13 protein-coding genes are annotated in these 13,448 nt (G+C 72.9%); 3 read left to right on the forward strand and 10 right to left on the reverse strand.

Features of this window, described 5'->3' with window-relative positions; all coding sequences use genetic code 11:
* Positions 1-11 precede the first annotated feature (11 nt).
* Positions 12-1,487: a bifunctional phosphatase PAP2/diacylglycerol kinase family protein gene (locus BN39_RS05155; protein WP_019201293.1), complete on the reverse strand. Its 1,476-nt coding sequence runs from the start codon at positions 1,485-1,487 to the stop codon at positions 12-14.
* Between the two features lie 53 nt (positions 1,488-1,540).
* Entirely contained in the window at positions 1,541-2,410 is an 870-nt protein-coding gene (locus BN39_RS05160; RefSeq protein WP_019201294.1) for a LysR family transcriptional regulator ArgP, read from the reverse strand.
* Positions 2,411-2,480: 70 nt separating this feature from the next.
* Between BN39_RS05160 and BN39_RS05165 the strand changes: the two genes are divergently transcribed.
* Positions 2,481-3,092, forward strand: coding sequence for a LysE/ArgO family amino acid transporter (locus BN39_RS05165; RefSeq protein ID WP_019201295.1), 612 nt, complete (start codon positions 2,481-2,483; stop codon positions 3,090-3,092).
* A gap of 48 nt (positions 3,093-3,140) precedes the next feature.
* The gene (locus BN39_RS05170; protein WP_019201296.1) at positions 3,141-3,791 is read left to right on the forward strand and encodes an NAD(P)H-binding protein; all 651 of its coding nucleotides are present in this window, start codon (positions 3,141-3,143) and stop codon (positions 3,789-3,791) included.
* A gap of 60 nt (positions 3,792-3,851) precedes the next feature.
* Here the strand turns inward: BN39_RS05170 and pntB are convergent, their stop codons facing one another.
* The 4 genes from pntB to BN39_RS05190 all read right to left on the reverse strand — a co-directional run bounded on the left by pntB (position 3,852) and on the right by BN39_RS05190 (position 8,494).
* A complete protein-coding gene (gene pntB, locus BN39_RS05175; RefSeq protein ID WP_019201297.1) occupies positions 3,852-5,303 on the reverse strand; it encodes a Re/Si-specific NAD(P)(+) transhydrogenase subunit beta in 1,452 nt (483 codons plus the stop codon).
* Between the two features lie 7 nt (positions 5,304-5,310).
* Positions 5,311-6,837, reverse strand: coding sequence for a Re/Si-specific NAD(P)(+) transhydrogenase subunit alpha (locus tag BN39_RS05180; RefSeq protein ID WP_040766631.1), 1,527 nt, complete (start codon positions 6,835-6,837; stop codon positions 5,311-5,313).
* A gap of 290 nt (positions 6,838-7,127) precedes the next feature.
* Positions 7,128-7,580, reverse strand: a complete 453-nt coding sequence (locus BN39_RS05185) for a MarR family winged helix-turn-helix transcriptional regulator (RefSeq protein WP_019201299.1) — start codon at positions 7,578-7,580, stop codon at positions 7,128-7,130.
* Positions 7,580-8,494, reverse strand: coding sequence for a D-isomer specific 2-hydroxyacid dehydrogenase family protein (locus tag BN39_RS05190; RefSeq protein ID WP_019201300.1), 915 nt, complete (start codon positions 8,492-8,494; stop codon positions 7,580-7,582). Before BN39_RS05190 ends, BN39_RS05185 begins: the two co-directional genes overlap by 1 nt.
* A 97-nt stretch (positions 8,495-8,591) precedes the next feature.
* Here BN39_RS05190 and BN39_RS05195 point away from each other — a divergent pair, with 97 nt between their 5' ends.
* A complete protein-coding gene (locus tag BN39_RS05195; protein WP_019201301.1) occupies positions 8,592-9,209 on the forward strand; it encodes a hypothetical protein in 618 nt (205 codons plus the stop codon).
* A gap of 88 nt (positions 9,210-9,297) precedes the next feature.
* On the opposite strand, the gene BN39_RS05200 is transcribed toward BN39_RS05195, so the two are convergent.
* The 4 genes from BN39_RS05200 to BN39_RS05215 all read right to left on the reverse strand — a co-directional run bounded on the left by BN39_RS05200 (position 9,298) and on the right by BN39_RS05215 (position 13,431).
* Entirely contained in the window at positions 9,298-9,555 is a 258-nt protein-coding gene (locus BN39_RS05200; RefSeq protein ID WP_019201302.1) for an HPr family phosphocarrier protein, read from the reverse strand.
* A gap of 72 nt (positions 9,556-9,627) precedes the next feature.
* The gene (locus tag BN39_RS05205; protein WP_019201303.1) at positions 9,628-11,685 is read right to left on the reverse strand and encodes a fructose-specific PTS transporter subunit EIIC; all 2,058 of its coding nucleotides are present in this window, start codon (positions 11,683-11,685) and stop codon (positions 9,628-9,630) included.
* A 37-nt stretch (positions 11,686-11,722) separates the two neighbouring features.
* On the reverse strand, positions 11,723-12,664 hold the full coding sequence (locus BN39_RS05210; protein ID WP_019201304.1) for a 1-phosphofructokinase family hexose kinase: 942 nt from the start codon (positions 12,662-12,664) through the stop codon (positions 11,723-11,725).
* Entirely contained in the window at positions 12,661-13,431 is a 771-nt protein-coding gene (locus tag BN39_RS05215; RefSeq protein ID WP_019201305.1) for a DeoR/GlpR family DNA-binding transcription regulator, read from the reverse strand. Before BN39_RS05215 ends, BN39_RS05210 begins: the two co-directional genes overlap by 4 nt.
* Positions 13,432-13,448 lie beyond the last annotated feature (17 nt).

Raw genomic sequence — 13,448 nt, forward strand, 5'->3', positions numbered from 1 at the left:
CCGCCCCGGGATCACTCGACGACGCTGGTGCCGAAGACCCGCAGCTGCCGGTAGCCGATCCGGAACTCCGCGCGGGTGTGCAGCTCCCCCGCCTCCCCGTCGTGCGCCACCCGGAACGGCTCGTCCGCCTCGATGGTGAGTGACGGCGCCTGCAGCTCGCGGTACACCCTGGAGTTCTCGATGCGCCCGCTCATCCACGACAGCAGCAGGCGCGCCGCGGCGTACCGGTGGCCGTCCTCGAGGTACCGCACGTCCAACAGGCCGTCGTCGAGGCGGTGCCGGCGGCCGGGCACGAATCCCGGTGCGCCGTACAGGGAGTTGCCGAGGAAGAAGAACGACACCGTGACGGGACGGCCCTCGATCCGCACCGTGACCGGCGCCGAGCGGCGCAGCACGCGGCGCACCGCCCGCGCCGTGGCCACGGGGCGGGCGAGCCGGCGGCGCTGATAGCGGCTACGCAGCCGCACGAACTCGGGGTAGGCGCCGATGCTGGCGGTGTTGAGGAGCAGCGTGCCCCCGTTCAGCCGCACCACGTCGACCCGCGCGACCCGGCCGCGCCGCACCGATTCGACCACGTCGGCGACGGTCTCCGCGCCGACGTCCTTCGCGAAGTGGTTGAAGGTGCCCGCCGGGAACACCGCGAGCGGAAGCCCCGCGGCGAGGGCCTCCGCGGCGACGGTGGCGACGGTGCCGTCGCCGCCCGCGACACCCAGGGCCCGCGCTCGCGCGGCCGCGTCCCGCGCGACCGCCGCGATATCGGAATCCTGCTCCAGTTCCAGGATCTCGGCCGCGGGCAGGCTCTCGCGGAGCTCCTCGGCGACCCGCGCTCCCGTGCCGTCGCCCGATGCGGGGTTGAGCACGACCAGCACGCCGTCGCCGTCCGGGTTCGGCGCGATCCGCTCGGAGGCGGGGGCGTCGACGCCCGCGAGCGCCTCGTGCACGGGCGGCACGAGGCGGGCGCCGGCCGCGGCGATGGACGCCCCGATCGCGAACCCGGCGAGCACATCGGCCGGGTAGTGCGCGCCGGTCGCGATCCGCGAGAGGCCCACGGCGGCAGCGAGTCCGGCGAGCGCGACGCCCGCGGGACGGTTCTCCAGCGCCACCCCGGCCGCGAAGGCGGCGGCGCTCGCGGCGTGCCCGGACGGGAAGGAGTTGGAGGTGGGCTGTCGCCGCACCCGGGCGGCCGGCACGCCGTGGAACCGCGGGCGTTCTCGGGGATGGATCCGCTTGAAGCCCTGGTTCACCACCAGGCTGGTGACGGCGAGCGTCGCGAGCCCGCGCACCGCCGCGCGGCGGACGGGCCGGCCGCCCGTGCTCATCGCCGCGGCGATCCCCATCCACAGCAGCGAATGGTCGGCCGCCGCGGACAGCGGGCGCATCGTGACGTCCAGGAGCCTGCTCGGCGAGGCGGCCACGGCGTCGAACAGGCGCCCGTCCGCATCGCTGAACCCGGCCCGCAGCCGGCGCAACGGATTCGGGGCCCTCATGGTGGTGCTCCTCTCCGGCGGGCGGTACCCGCGAAGACTACCGCGCGCCCGCGTCAGCGCAGGTGGATCGCGGCGGAGGCGTGGATCGCGTCCGCGAGCCGGCCCAGCGCCAGGGTGTGCAGCCGCCAGGACTGCCAGTAGAGCTTCACGTCCACGACATCCGCGCCCACGCGCACCAGTTCGCCGCGCTCCACCGCGCCGCCCAGCTGCGCCTCCGGGAGACTGCCCCAGCCCAGCCCGGCGCGGACCGCGTGCGCGAACCCCTCCGAGGACGGGATCCGGTGCGTGGGCGGCGCCTCGCGCACGCCGTGCTTGCGCAACACTCGGTTCTGCAGATCGTCCTTGCGCAGATCGAACTGCACCACCGGCATCTCGCGCCATCGCCAGCGGCCGCCCGCCCGCCAGCGGGCCGCGAAGCCGGGTGTGCACACCGGGAGGTAGCGCATGAGGCCCAGGTACTCCACGGAGCAGCCCTGTACGGGTTCGGGATCGGTGGTGATCGCGCCGAGGACCGATCCCGCGCGCAGCAGGCCGGCGGTGTGATGCTCGTCGTCCACCACGAGCCGCAGCCGGGTGTCCCGCCACCCGGCCACGGCGTCGATCACGTCCCGGAACCAGGTGGCCAGGGAGTCCGCGTTGACGCCCACGTCGAGCGACGGGGCCGCGCCGCCGCCGGCCAGGCGGCCCAGGGCGTCGGCCTCCAGCGCCGCCATGCCGCGCGCGAGGCCCAGCAGCACCTCGCCCTGTTCGGTGGGCCGGCACGGCCCCTCGCGGGTGACCACGACGTGCCCCACCTCCTGCTCCAGCGCGCGGATCCGCTGGCTGACCGCGGACTGCGTGATCCCCAGCCGCGACGCGGCCGCGCCGAACCCCTCCTCCTCGACCACGGCCGCGAGTGCCTCCAGGCGATCACCGCTGAGCATGAAATAATTCTAATGGGTGATGAGTTTCCGGCATTGGAGCTAATGCCCTGCCCGGGGCTACTTTCACTCCATGACCTCCGCCCTGCTCGCCGGCCTCGCGCTCGGCCTGTCGCTCATCGCCGCCATCGGCGCGCAGAACGCCTACCTGCTGCAGGTGGGCGTGCGCGGGCGCGGCATCGTCGCGGCGCTCGCGGTGTGCATCGCGTCCGACGCGGTGCTCATCTGCGCGGGGGTCGCCGGGCTGGGCGCCGCGGTCGCGGGCCGGCCCGTGCTGCTCGAGGTCGTGAAGTGGGCCGGGGTGGCGGTGCTGCTCGCGTACGGCGCGCGCTCGCTGTGGTCCGTGCGCGACGGTGCCGGGCTCACCCCCGGCGGGAACGGCGCCGGCTCGGTGCTCGCGACGGTGACCACCGCGCTGGCGCTGACCTGGCTGAACCCGCACGTCTACCTGGACACCGTGCTGCTCCTCGGCTCCGCGTCCACCCGGTACGGCGCCGACCGCTGGTGGTTCGCCGCGGGCGCGGTCGCGGCCAGCGTCGCGTGGTTCTGCCTGCTGGGCCTCGGGGCCCGCAGGCTCGCGGGAACCCTGGGCCGGCCCGCGGTGTGGCGGGCGCTCAACGCCGGGATCGGCGTCCTCCTGCTGGTCCTGGGCCTGCGGCTGGCCACGATGCCGCTCGGTGGCTGAGCGATACACGCTGGCGGAGCCCGGCGGCGGGGCGCGTACGTTGGAAACATGGCTCGCATCGTGATCATCGGTGGCCACGGCAAGGTGGCCCTTCCCCTGGCAGAGATCCTCAGCAAGCGGGGCGACGCGGTGTCCTCATGGATCCGCAACCCCGAGCACGCGTCGGACGTGGCCGCGACGGGCGCCACCCCGCGCGTGCTGGACGTCGAGACCGCCTCCAAGGAGGAGATCGCCGAGGCCCTGCAGGGCGCCGACGCCGTCGTCTTCTCCGCGGGCGCGGGCGGCGGGAACCCGGACCGCACCTACGCGGTGGACCGGGACGCGGCGATCCGCTCCATCCAGGCCGCCGAACAGTCGGGCGCCCGCCGCTACGTGATGGTGTCGTACCTCGGCGCGGCCCCCGATCACGGTGTCCCCGAATCGGAGCCGTTCTTCCACTACGCCGAGGCGAAGGCCGCGGCCGACATCGCGCTGCGGGCCTCGGACCTCGACTGGACCGTGCTCATGCCCGGGCGGCTCACGTCCGACGAGCCCAGCGGCAGGGTGGATCCCGACGCCGTGCGGGCCGCGGACAACCCCGGTACGTCGCGGGCGAACGTCGCGCTGGTGGCGGCGGCCGTGCTGGACCGGCCCGACACCGTCGGGAAGGACCTGCCGTTCACGGACGGCGCCGTGACCATCGACGACGCCTGGCGCTAGCCCGGAGACGACTCGGGCCCGGCACCGTCGTACGACGATGCCGGGCCCGAATGCTGTGCGTCAGTGGATCGCGGCCAGGATGTCCTGCACGCGGTCCTTGGCGTCGCCGAAGAGCATCGCCGAGTTGTCGCGGAAGAACAGCGGGTTCTGCACGCCCGCGTAGCCGGCGGCCATCGACCGCTTGAACACGACCACGTTCTCGGCCTCCCACACCGTGAGCACCGGCATGCCCGCGATGGGGCTGCCGGGGTCCTCGGACGCGGCCGGGTTGACGGTGTCGTTGGCGCCGATCACCAGGACCACGTCGGTGTCCGCGAGGTCCTCGTTGATCTCGTCCATCTCGAGCACGATGTCGTACGGCACCTTCGCCTCGGCGAGGAGCACGTTCATGTGCCCGGGCAGGCGGCCGGCCACCGGGTGGATGCCGAAGCGGACCTCGACGCCCTTCTTGCGCAGCTCGCTGGTCAGCTCGGCCACGCCGTACTGGGCCTGCGCCACGGCCATGCCGTAGCCCGGGGTGATGACCACGGTCTTGGCGTTGGTGAGCATGTCGGCGACGGTCTCGGCGTTGACCTCGCGGTGCTCGCCGTAGTCCGTGTCGTCCGCCGGGCCGGCCTCGATGCCGAAGCCGCCGGCGATGACCGAGATGAACGAGCGGTTCATCGCCTTGCACATGATGTAGCTCAGGTACGCACCCGAGGAGCCGACGAGCGCGCCGGTCACGATCAGCAGGTCGTTGCCCAGCAGGAAGCCCGATGCGGCCGCGGCCCAACCGGAGTAGCTGTTGAGCATCGAGATGACGACGGGCATGTCGCCGCCGCCGATCGAGGCGACGAGGTGCCAGCCCAGGAACAGCGCCAGCGCGGTGATCACGCCCAACAGGACGTAACCGGTGGTGTCGGTCTTGGCGTCGCGGGCGACGTACACGGCGGTCAGCACCGCGAACAGGACCAGCGAGCCGACGTTGATGAGGTTCTTGCCCGGCAGCATGAGCGGCGCGGACTTCATCTTGGCCGAGAGCTTGAGGTTCGCGACGATCGAGCCGGTCAGGGTGACCGCACCGATGAAGATGCCGATCGCGACCTCGGCCGCGTGGATACCGATCATCGCGCCGTGATCCTCAGCCGCGACATCGTCGAAGTGCGGGCCGCCGATGGCGCCGTTCCAGCCGATGAGCACCGCCGCGAGACCCACGAAGGAGTGCAGCAGGGCGATGAGCTCGGGCATGCCCGTCATCTCGACGATGCGGGCCCGCCACAGGCCGATCAGAGCGCCGATGAGGATGGCGCCCGCCATCAGGACGACCGGCAGCCAGGGCATCTCGAGGTCGTCGAGGTCGAAGATGTGCTCCACGGTCAGGGCGATCGTGGCGAGGAGCGCGATGCCCATTCCGACCATGCCGTAGGTCAGGCCGCTCTTCGAGGACTCGTGCTTGGACAGCCCGGCCAGCGAGAGGATGAACAGCAGCGAGGCGACGATGTACGCCGCGGTGGCGATTGCAGTGATTCCCATGAGTGCGTCACGCTCCCTTGCTGAACATGGCGAGCATCCGGCGCGTGACCGCGAAACCACCGAAGACGTTGATCGACGCGAACAGGATCGCGATCGTCGACAGCACGAGCACCGTCACGTTCGGCGTCGCGAGCTGCACCAGCGCGCCCACGACCACGACGCCGGAGATGGCGTTGGTGACCGACATCAGCGGCGTGTGCAGCGCGTGCGCCACGTTGCCGATGACGTAGTAGCCGATCACGATCGCCAGCATGAGCACCGTGAAGTGCTGCGGCAGCGGGTTCGGCGAGAAGCCGATCAGCAGGCCGAACAGCACGACGCCGACCAGGGTCAGGGAGACCTTCTTGGACGCCGACATCGGCTCCTTGACGGGCTTCTCCTCGACCTCCGCGGCGGGGGCGGGCTTCGGCGCCGCCGAGACCTGCACGGGCGGCGGCGGCCAGGTGATCTCGCCGTCGCGGACGACGGTGATCGACCGCTGCACCGGATCCTCGAAGTCGAGGACCAGCTGCCCGTCCTTCTCCGGGGTGAGCAGCTTGAGCAGGTTCACCACGTTGGTGCCGTACAGCTGCGAGGCCTGCGTGGGCAGGCGGCCCGCCAGGTCCGTGTAGCCGATGATGGTGACGCCGTTGTCCGTCACCACGGACTCGTCCTTCACGGTGCCCGCGACGTTGCCGCCGTTCTGGGCGGCCATGTCCACGATCACGCTGCCCGGCTTCATCGACGCGACCATCTCCTCGGTGATGATCCGCGGGGCGGGCCGCCCCGGGATCAGCGCCGTGGTGATGATGATGTCGACGTCCTTGCACTGCTCGGCGTACAGCTGCGCCTCGCGGGCCTTGTAGTCGTCGCCCATCTCCTTGGCGTAGCCCGTGGCCGAGACCTCGGCGTCCTTGTCCTCGATGGACAGGTACTCGCCGCCCAGCGACGCGACCTGATCGGCCACCTCGGGCCGGGGGTCGGTGGCACGCACGATGGCGCCCAGGCTGCCGGCCGCGCCGATCGCGGCCAGGCCGGCGACGCCGGCGCCCACGACCAGGACCTTCGCCGGCGGGACCTTGCCCGCGGCGGTCACCTGGCCGGTGAAGAACCGGCCGAACTCGTGGGCCGCCTCGACGACGGCGCGGTAGCCCGCGATGTTCGCCATGGACGAGAGCACGTCCATCGACTGCGCGCGCGAGATGCGCGGCACGGCGTCCATCGCCATGGCCGTCAGGTTCCGTTTGCCGAAGTCCTCCAGCAGATCCGGGTTCAGCGCGGGGGCCAGGATCCCGATGAACCGCGATCCCGGGCGCATCCCGTCCAGCTGATCGGTCGACGGGGCGTTGACGCCCAGCACCACGTCCGCGGCGCGCGCGTCCCCGATGGACGCCCCCGCCTCGACGTACGCGTCGTCGGCGAACGAGGACGCCTCGCCCGCACCCGATTCGACGACCACCTCGTAGCCCAGCTTGATCAGCTGCGCCACCGTGGCGGGCGTCGCGGCGGCCCGGGTCTCGCCGGGGCGCGCCTCCTTCAAAGCTCCGATGATCATGAGCAGCACTCCCACTGCCGAGCCACACCGATGTCCATGCGTTCGTTCCTTAGTCGTCCTCCCGCGCCACGGGGCCCGCGGCGCGGAGCTCCGGCTCAGGCGGGCGCACGCGTCCGCCACCCTCCGCCGCGGTGTGAACGGGGGTCGGGGTCCGCGGGGCGCCTGGGTTCGCCAGGCATCGCGGTGGCTACGTGCGCCGCTTGATGCTCAGAACAGTGGGCTGACCATAACACACCCAAACTTACCCCCCAGTAAGGTCATTACCGAACGTCAAACACCCTTTCCCGGAATCAGATCGGGGACTCCCCGGGTGGATCGATCGCCCCCATGTAGCGATCGATGAGGGTCGCGAAGGTGTGCAGGTCGGACACCGGCCAGTCGGCCGTCCGGGCCGCGATCCGCCGGCGCCATTCGCTGTCGGCGTCGGCCAGCACCTGCTCCGCCCGGGGCGTCAGCCGCAGCTGCCGCGAGCGCGGATTCGCGGGATCCACCTCGCGGACGATGAGCCCGCGGCGCTCGAGGCCGGCCAGCTGCCGGCTCGCGGTCGACTTGTCGATCGACACGGCCTCCGCGAGGTCCACCGCCCGCATCCCGGGCGACTCGTTGAGCACGAACAGCAGGGTGAAGTCCACGTAGGACACGTCCGCCTGGAGGAACTTCGCGTCGGTCCGGATCCGCTTGGCGAGGCCGACGATGCTCCGGATGATGAGATCGATGTCGTCCGCCGGGGCACCGTCGGGCATCAGTAGCCCCGGCCGGAGTCGATCACCGCGAGCGGGGTCAGCCCGTTGCCGAACCGCCGGACGTTGACCTCGACCCGCTCCAGCAGGGCGGGGCGCAGGTGCTGCGGCGGGTTGGCGACGTGCGGCGTGACGATCGCGGTGGGGATGGACCACAGCGGGTGGCCGGCGGGCAGCGGCTCGGGATCGGTCACGTCCAGGCCCGCGCCGCCGATGGTCCCCGCGCGCAGCGCCGCGACCAGCGCGTCCGTGTCGATCAGCGATCCGCGGGCCACGTTGATCACCCAGGAGTGCGGCTTGAGCCGCGCGAGCACACCCGCGTCGATCAGCGCCCTGGTCTCGGGCGTCGACGGGGCCGCGACGATCACGTGGTCCACCTGCGGCCACACCTCGTCGATCCGGCTCGCGGGGATCACGACGGCGTCCGGGACGTCGTCGCCGGACCGGTTCACCGCGATCACCATGGCGCCGAGCGCCCGGAGCTGCGGGATCAGCGCCCGGCCGATGCCGCCGGCGCCGATGATCGCCACCGTCGAACCGCCCAGCCGGCCGGTGCGGCCGGCTGCGGGGAGGTAGTCCCAGGAGTGCTCGCGGTGCCAGAGCCCGCGGACGCCCGCCAGCAGCATCGCGAGCGCCTGCTCCGCAACCGTGGGGGCGTAGGCGCCGGCGGCGGAGGTGAACACCACCTTCGGATACTCCTCCAGCAGGCCCGATCCGACGAAGTTCTCCACGCCCGCGAAGGGGAGCTGGACCCAGGTCACGGCGTCGGGGATGCCCTCCGGGACGGCGCGCGAATCGGTCCACACGAGGCCCGAGGCCTCCGCCAGCGGCCCGGGTACGCCGCCGCCGCGGGTGATCGCTGCGTCGAACTCGGGATCGGGCTTCGGGCCTACGGCGATGACGGGTCCCTGGGGCATGTACGAAGCCTAGTCAGCGACGGTGCCCGAAGCGCCCGATCCCGTGTTAAAACTGAGACTTGTGTGAACCAGTGAGTCTCAAGTTATTATTGAGACTATGGCAACGCCCCTGATCCAGCCCGCGCAGCACCGCCTGGCCGCGCTGCGTCGGCGCTTCGAGGAGACGACGGTCGGCCGGCGGATCGACGATGCGCGGCCCACCACCGCCTGGAAGGTGGGCACGTCGGTCGTCTACTCGGGCGTGATCGCGGTCCTCATCGTGGGAGCGGCCGTACTGGTGCTCGGCGTGCGCCCGTCGAGCCCGGAGGTCGCGACGGTCAGCGCCGTCGAGGTGGGCGACTGCGTCACGGTCGCCGGCGACCGCGCCTCGCGCACCGGATGCGACGGCGACGGGCTCACCTTCGCCGTGGCCGAGAAGGTGGCCGCCAAGACCGCGTGCAGCCTCCGCAGTTACGCCCGCGTCGAATCCGAGGGCGCGACGCTGTGCGTGGTCCCGAACCTGACGCTCGGCGAGTGCTACAAGGTGCGCCCCGATAAGGCGGCGACCACGGACATCCGCTCCGTCGCGTGCCCGACGGCGCTGCGCGGCAGCGAGTCCAACGTGATCCGGGTCACACAGCGCGCCAGCGGCGCCCCGCTCAACTGCCGCGGCGACGCAGCCCTGAACTACGCCGCGCCCGAGCGCGTCAGCTACTGCATCGCGCCGGTGTCCTGAGAGGGGCACCGCGCACGGCGAGGCGAAGGGGCGGCCGGATCACCGGCCGCCCCTTCGCATGTCCCGGGCGCGCACGCCCCGGGCGTGACTACGCGTCGAGGTCCTGCACGATCAGGCCCGCGATCGTGTCGACCGTCGCCTGATCCTCGGACTCGACGGTCACCTCGACGCCCTGCTCGGCGCCGAGGGTCATGATCATCAGCGCGGAGCCGGCGTCGACGGGCTCGCCGCCGGCCACGGACAGCGTGACCTCGTGGCCGGACTCGTTGACCGCGTTCGCGATCACGGCGGCGGGGCGGGCGTGCAGTCCGACGGCGGACCCGACGGTGACGGTGGTGCTGGGCATCTGTGACTCCTCGTGGGGTGGTGGGGGTTCGTGCGCGGCCGGCCGGCCGCCGATGGACTGTGCGGACCAGTATTACGCGGCGACGGCCTCGGTCTGGGTGGAATCGGCAGCCGCGTCGGCGGCGTCGCGGCGCCAGAGGGTCTTGACCGCGACCACGGCGGCGGCGCTGACCAGGACTCCGACGGCGAGCGCGAGGAGGAACTTCCACCAGGTGCCGTTCGTCGCGAACATGACGAACAGACCGCCGTGCGGCGCCCGCAGCTGGGCGCCCAGCGCCATCGAGAGACCGCCGGTGACGGCGCCGCCGAGCATCATGGACGGGATCACCTGCAGCGGGTCGGCGGCCGCGAACGGGATGGCCCCCTCGGAGATGAAGGCCGCGCCCAGGAACCAGGCCGCCTTACCGTTCTCCTGCTCGGGCTCGGTGAACAGGCGCGGGCGCAGCACGGTCGAGGCGAGGGCCAGCGCCAGCGGCGGCACCATGCCGGCCGCCATGACCGCGGCCATCATCTCCCACTGCGCCACACCGGCGCCGGCGGCACCGATCCCCGCGACGGCGAAGGCGTACGCGGCCTTGTTCACCGGGCCGCCGAGGTCGAAGCACATCATGAGGCCGAGCACCACGCCGAGGGCGATCTTGCTGCTGCCGCTCATGCCGTTCAGCGCGTCGGTCATGGACTCGTTCACCCAGCGCAGCGGGCCGGCCAGGATCATGTACATCAGGCCGCCCGTGATCAGCGTGGCGAACAGCGGGATGATCACCACGGGCATGAGGCCGCGCGCCCACTGGGGCAGGTGCAGCTTGCCGATCCACAGCGCCACGACGCCGGCCAGCAGACCGCCCACGACGCCGCCGATGAAGCCGGCGCCCACCGTGCCCGCGAGCACGCCCGCGACGAATCCCGGTGCGAGCCCGGGGCGGTCGGCGATCGCGTAGGCGATGTACCCGGCGAGTACCGGCACCATGAGGCTCATCGCCGCGGAGCCCACGGCGAAGCTCACCGCGCCGAGGTACTGCATCAGCCCACCGGCCGGCAGGTTCCAGAGCGTGTTGTGCAGGGCGATGTACGCGCCGTCGGACATGTTCGGATCGAGCGCCTTGTTGCCGATCGTGTAATCGTCGAGCAGGAACCCGAGGGCCATGAGCAGGCCGCCGGCGGCGACGAACGGGATCATGTAACTCACGCCCGTGAGCAGGGCCTGCTTGAGGCGCCCGCCCAGACCCACCTGCGCGGTGGATTCGGCGCCCTCGGCGGGCGCGGCACCGTCGACGGTGGCGGCGTCCGGATCCTGCGCCGCGGCGAGCGCCTCGGCGATCATCGCGTCGGGCTCGTTGATGCCGCGCTTGACGCCGGTCGCGATCACGGGCTTGCCGGCGAACCGCTCCCTGCCCTTGACGCCCACGTCGGTGGCGAAGATGACGGCGCCCGCGTCGCGGATGGTCTGCGCGGACAGCGGAGTCGAGCCCGACGAGCCCTGGGTCTCGACGGTCAGCTCGACGCCGGCCCGCTCGGCGGCCAGCTTCAGCGCGTCGGCGGCCATGTAGGTGTGCGCGATCCCCGTGGGGCAGGCCGTGATCGCGACCAGTCTCGGTTTCCCCGCCCGATCGGGTTCCGGCTCCGGTTCCGGCGTCGTCGCGGGCGCGGTCTTCGCCGCCGGCTCCGGCTTCGGCGCCGCGGGGGCGATCACGTCCTCGACGAGGGCGACCACCTCGTCGGGCGTCCGCGCCGCGCGCAGCGACGCCGTGAACTCCGGGCGGACCAGCGCCCGGGCCAGCGCGCTGAGCAGCTTCATGTGCTGCGAACCGCCGGATTCCGGTGCGGCGATGAGGAACACGAGATCGGCGGGCGCGTCCGGGGCTCCGAAATCGACCTTCGGGTTCAGGCGCGCGAACCCCAGGCTCGCCGTCTGCACCGCGGCGGTGCGGCAGTGCGGGATGGCGATGCCGCCGGGAAGGCCGGTGGCGGACTGGGCCTCCCGCGCCATCGCCGCGTCGATGAGGCCGTCCACCGAGGTGGCGCGGCCCGCGTCGGCGATGCGCCCGGCGAGGTAGGCGATCACCTCGGACTTGTCGGCGCCGGCCGCGACGTCGAGCGCCACCAGGTCGGGCGCGATGATCGGTTCGGTCATGGGGTACTCCGGATCTGTGGAACTCGTCGGGGAGGAATCAGAGGGAACGGACGCGGACGCGTGCCGCGTCGAGCCCCTCGGGTCGGGGCGCCTGAGTGCCCGGCAGTGCGGCGGCCGCGGCGCCGTAGGCGACCGCGAGGGTGAGGCGCTCGGGCGGCGTGGCGCCGCGCTCGTGCGCGAGCAGGTATCCGGCCAGCGAGCTGTCACCCGCGCCGACGGTGCTGCGGACCGTGATCGGGGGCGGCGTGGCGAACCACGCACCGTCGCCCGTGACCAGCAGTGCGCCGGCCCCGCCGAGCGTGGCCAGGACGGACGCGCCGGTGCTCGCGTGCAGCGCCGCCGCCGCGGCCCGGGCCGGCTCCGGGTCACCCTGTGCGGCACGGGTTTCGAGTTCGTCACCGTCGACCCCCGCGAGCTCGCCCAGCTCCTCCGCGTTCGGCTTGAGGAGGGACACGCCCCGCACCGCGGCGGCGTGCAGCGCCGGACCGGAGGCGTCCACCGCGATGCGCGGCCCGCCGGCCAGCCGCGCGGTGAGCCGCGCGTACCAGTCGGCCGGCAGGCCCGGCGGGAGGGAGCCGCAGAGGGCGACCCAGGACGCGCCCGCGGCCGCGGCGACGATCGCGTCCTCGAACGCCGCCACGGACTCGGCCGACAGGCGCGCTCCCGGGGCGTTGAGCTTCGTGGTGGTGCCGTCGGGTTCGGTGACGGTGATGTTGCTGCGCACCTCGTGCCCGGCGGGCACCGGGATCGCGGGGACGCCGACCCGGTGCAGGGCCACGATCAGCGGATCGGCACCGTCGGCCGGCATCACCGCGACGGTGTCGCCGCCCGCCGCGTGGACCACCCGGGAGACGTTGACGCCCTTGCCCCCCGGATCCGCGGTGGCGTCCTGGGCGCGCTGCACGGCGCCGCGGCGGAGGGGGCCGCCGAGGGCGACGAGCCGGTCGAGGCTCGGGTTGGCGGTGACGGTGACGATCATCGGGCGATCACCACGTCGACGCCGTTGTCGGCGAGCGCGGCGGCCAGCGGCCCGATCGGCTCGGCATCGGTCACCAGGACGTCGACGGCGTCGAGGCCGGCGAACGCCACGAGCGACTCGCGGTCGAACTTGGCGGCGTCGGCGAGCAGCACCACGAAATCTGCGGCGCCGATCAGGGCGGTCTTCACCGCCGCCTCGTCGGGGTCGGGGGTGGAGAGGCCGCGGCCGGCGCTGATGCCGTTCGCCCCGATGAACGCGACGTCGGCGCGGAGCCGGCCGATCTCGGCCACGGTGTCCGCCCCCACGGCGGCCTGAGTGAGGCCCCGCACCCGGCCGCCGATCATGCGCAGTTCCACGCCCTCGCGACCGGAGAGTGCCGCCGCCACGGGCACGGAGTTCGTGATGGCGGTGAGGTGCATGGCCCCGGGGAGCTCGCGGGCCGCGGCGATGGTCGTGGTGCCCGCGTCGAAGAGGATCGAGCCGCCGGCGGGCGGCAGGTGGCCGCGGGCGGCGGTGCCGATGGCCCGCTTGGCCTCCGCGTTGGTGACCTCGCGCTCGCCGATGCCCGGCTCGGCCCCCGCCAGCACGCCCGCGGCCACCACGCCGCCGTGCACGCGGCGGACGCCGCCCAGCCGCTCGAGCGCGTCCAGGTCCCGGCGGACGGTCTCGGGGGTCACCTCGAAGCGCTCGGCGAGCTCGGTGACCGAGGCCCGGCCGCGCCCGGTGACCAGATCACCGATCGCGCGCTGTCGTTCCTCCGCGTACATGCACCCTCCGAGTTCGT

This window comes from Tsukamurella sp. 1534, assembly GCF_000312385.1.
GTDB lineage: Bacteria > Actinomycetota > Actinomycetes > Mycobacteriales > Mycobacteriaceae > Tsukamurella.

What these genes read in the sequence shown, in the direction of transcription:
- BN39_RS05155 (WP_019201293.1), bottom strand. Translation starts at nt 1,487, where the DNA reads ATGAGGGCCCCGAATCCGTTGCGCCGGCTGCGGGCCGGGTTCAGCGAT.
- BN39_RS05160 (WP_019201294.1), bottom strand. Translation starts at nt 2,410, where the DNA reads ATGCTCAGCGGTGATCGCCTGGAGGCACTCGCGGCCGTGGTCGAGGAG.
- BN39_RS05165 (WP_019201295.1), top strand. Translation starts at nt 2,481, where the DNA reads ATGACCTCCGCCCTGCTCGCCGGCCTCGCGCTCGGCCTGTCGCTCATC.
- BN39_RS05170 (WP_019201296.1), top strand. Translation starts at nt 3,141, where the DNA reads ATGGCTCGCATCGTGATCATCGGTGGCCACGGCAAGGTGGCCCTTCCC.
- pntB (WP_019201297.1), bottom strand. Translation starts at nt 5,303, where the DNA reads ATGGGAATCACTGCAATCGCCACCGCGGCGTACATCGTCGCCTCGCTG.
- BN39_RS05180 (WP_040766631.1), bottom strand. Translation starts at nt 6,837, where the DNA reads ATGATCATCGGAGCTTTGAAGGAGGCGCGCCCCGGCGAGACCCGGGCC.
- BN39_RS05185 (WP_019201299.1), bottom strand. Translation starts at nt 7,580, where the DNA reads ATGCCCGACGGTGCCCCGGCGGACGACATCGATCTCATCATCCGGAGC.
- BN39_RS05190 (WP_019201300.1), bottom strand. Translation starts at nt 8,494, where the DNA reads ATGCCCCAGGGACCCGTCATCGCCGTAGGCCCGAAGCCCGATCCCGAG.
- BN39_RS05195 (WP_019201301.1), top strand. Translation starts at nt 8,592, where the DNA reads ATGGCAACGCCCCTGATCCAGCCCGCGCAGCACCGCCTGGCCGCGCTG.
- BN39_RS05200 (WP_019201302.1), bottom strand. Translation starts at nt 9,555, where the DNA reads ATGCCCAGCACCACCGTCACCGTCGGGTCCGCCGTCGGACTGCACGCC.
- BN39_RS05205 (WP_019201303.1), bottom strand. Translation starts at nt 11,685, where the DNA reads ATGACCGAACCGATCATCGCGCCCGACCTGGTGGCGCTCGACGTCGCG.
- BN39_RS05210 (WP_019201304.1), bottom strand. Translation starts at nt 12,664, where the DNA reads ATGATCGTCACCGTCACCGCCAACCCGAGCCTCGACCGGCTCGTCGCC.
- BN39_RS05215 (WP_019201305.1), bottom strand. Translation starts at nt 13,431, where the DNA reads ATGTACGCGGAGGAACGACAGCGCGCGATCGGTGATCTGGTCACCGGG.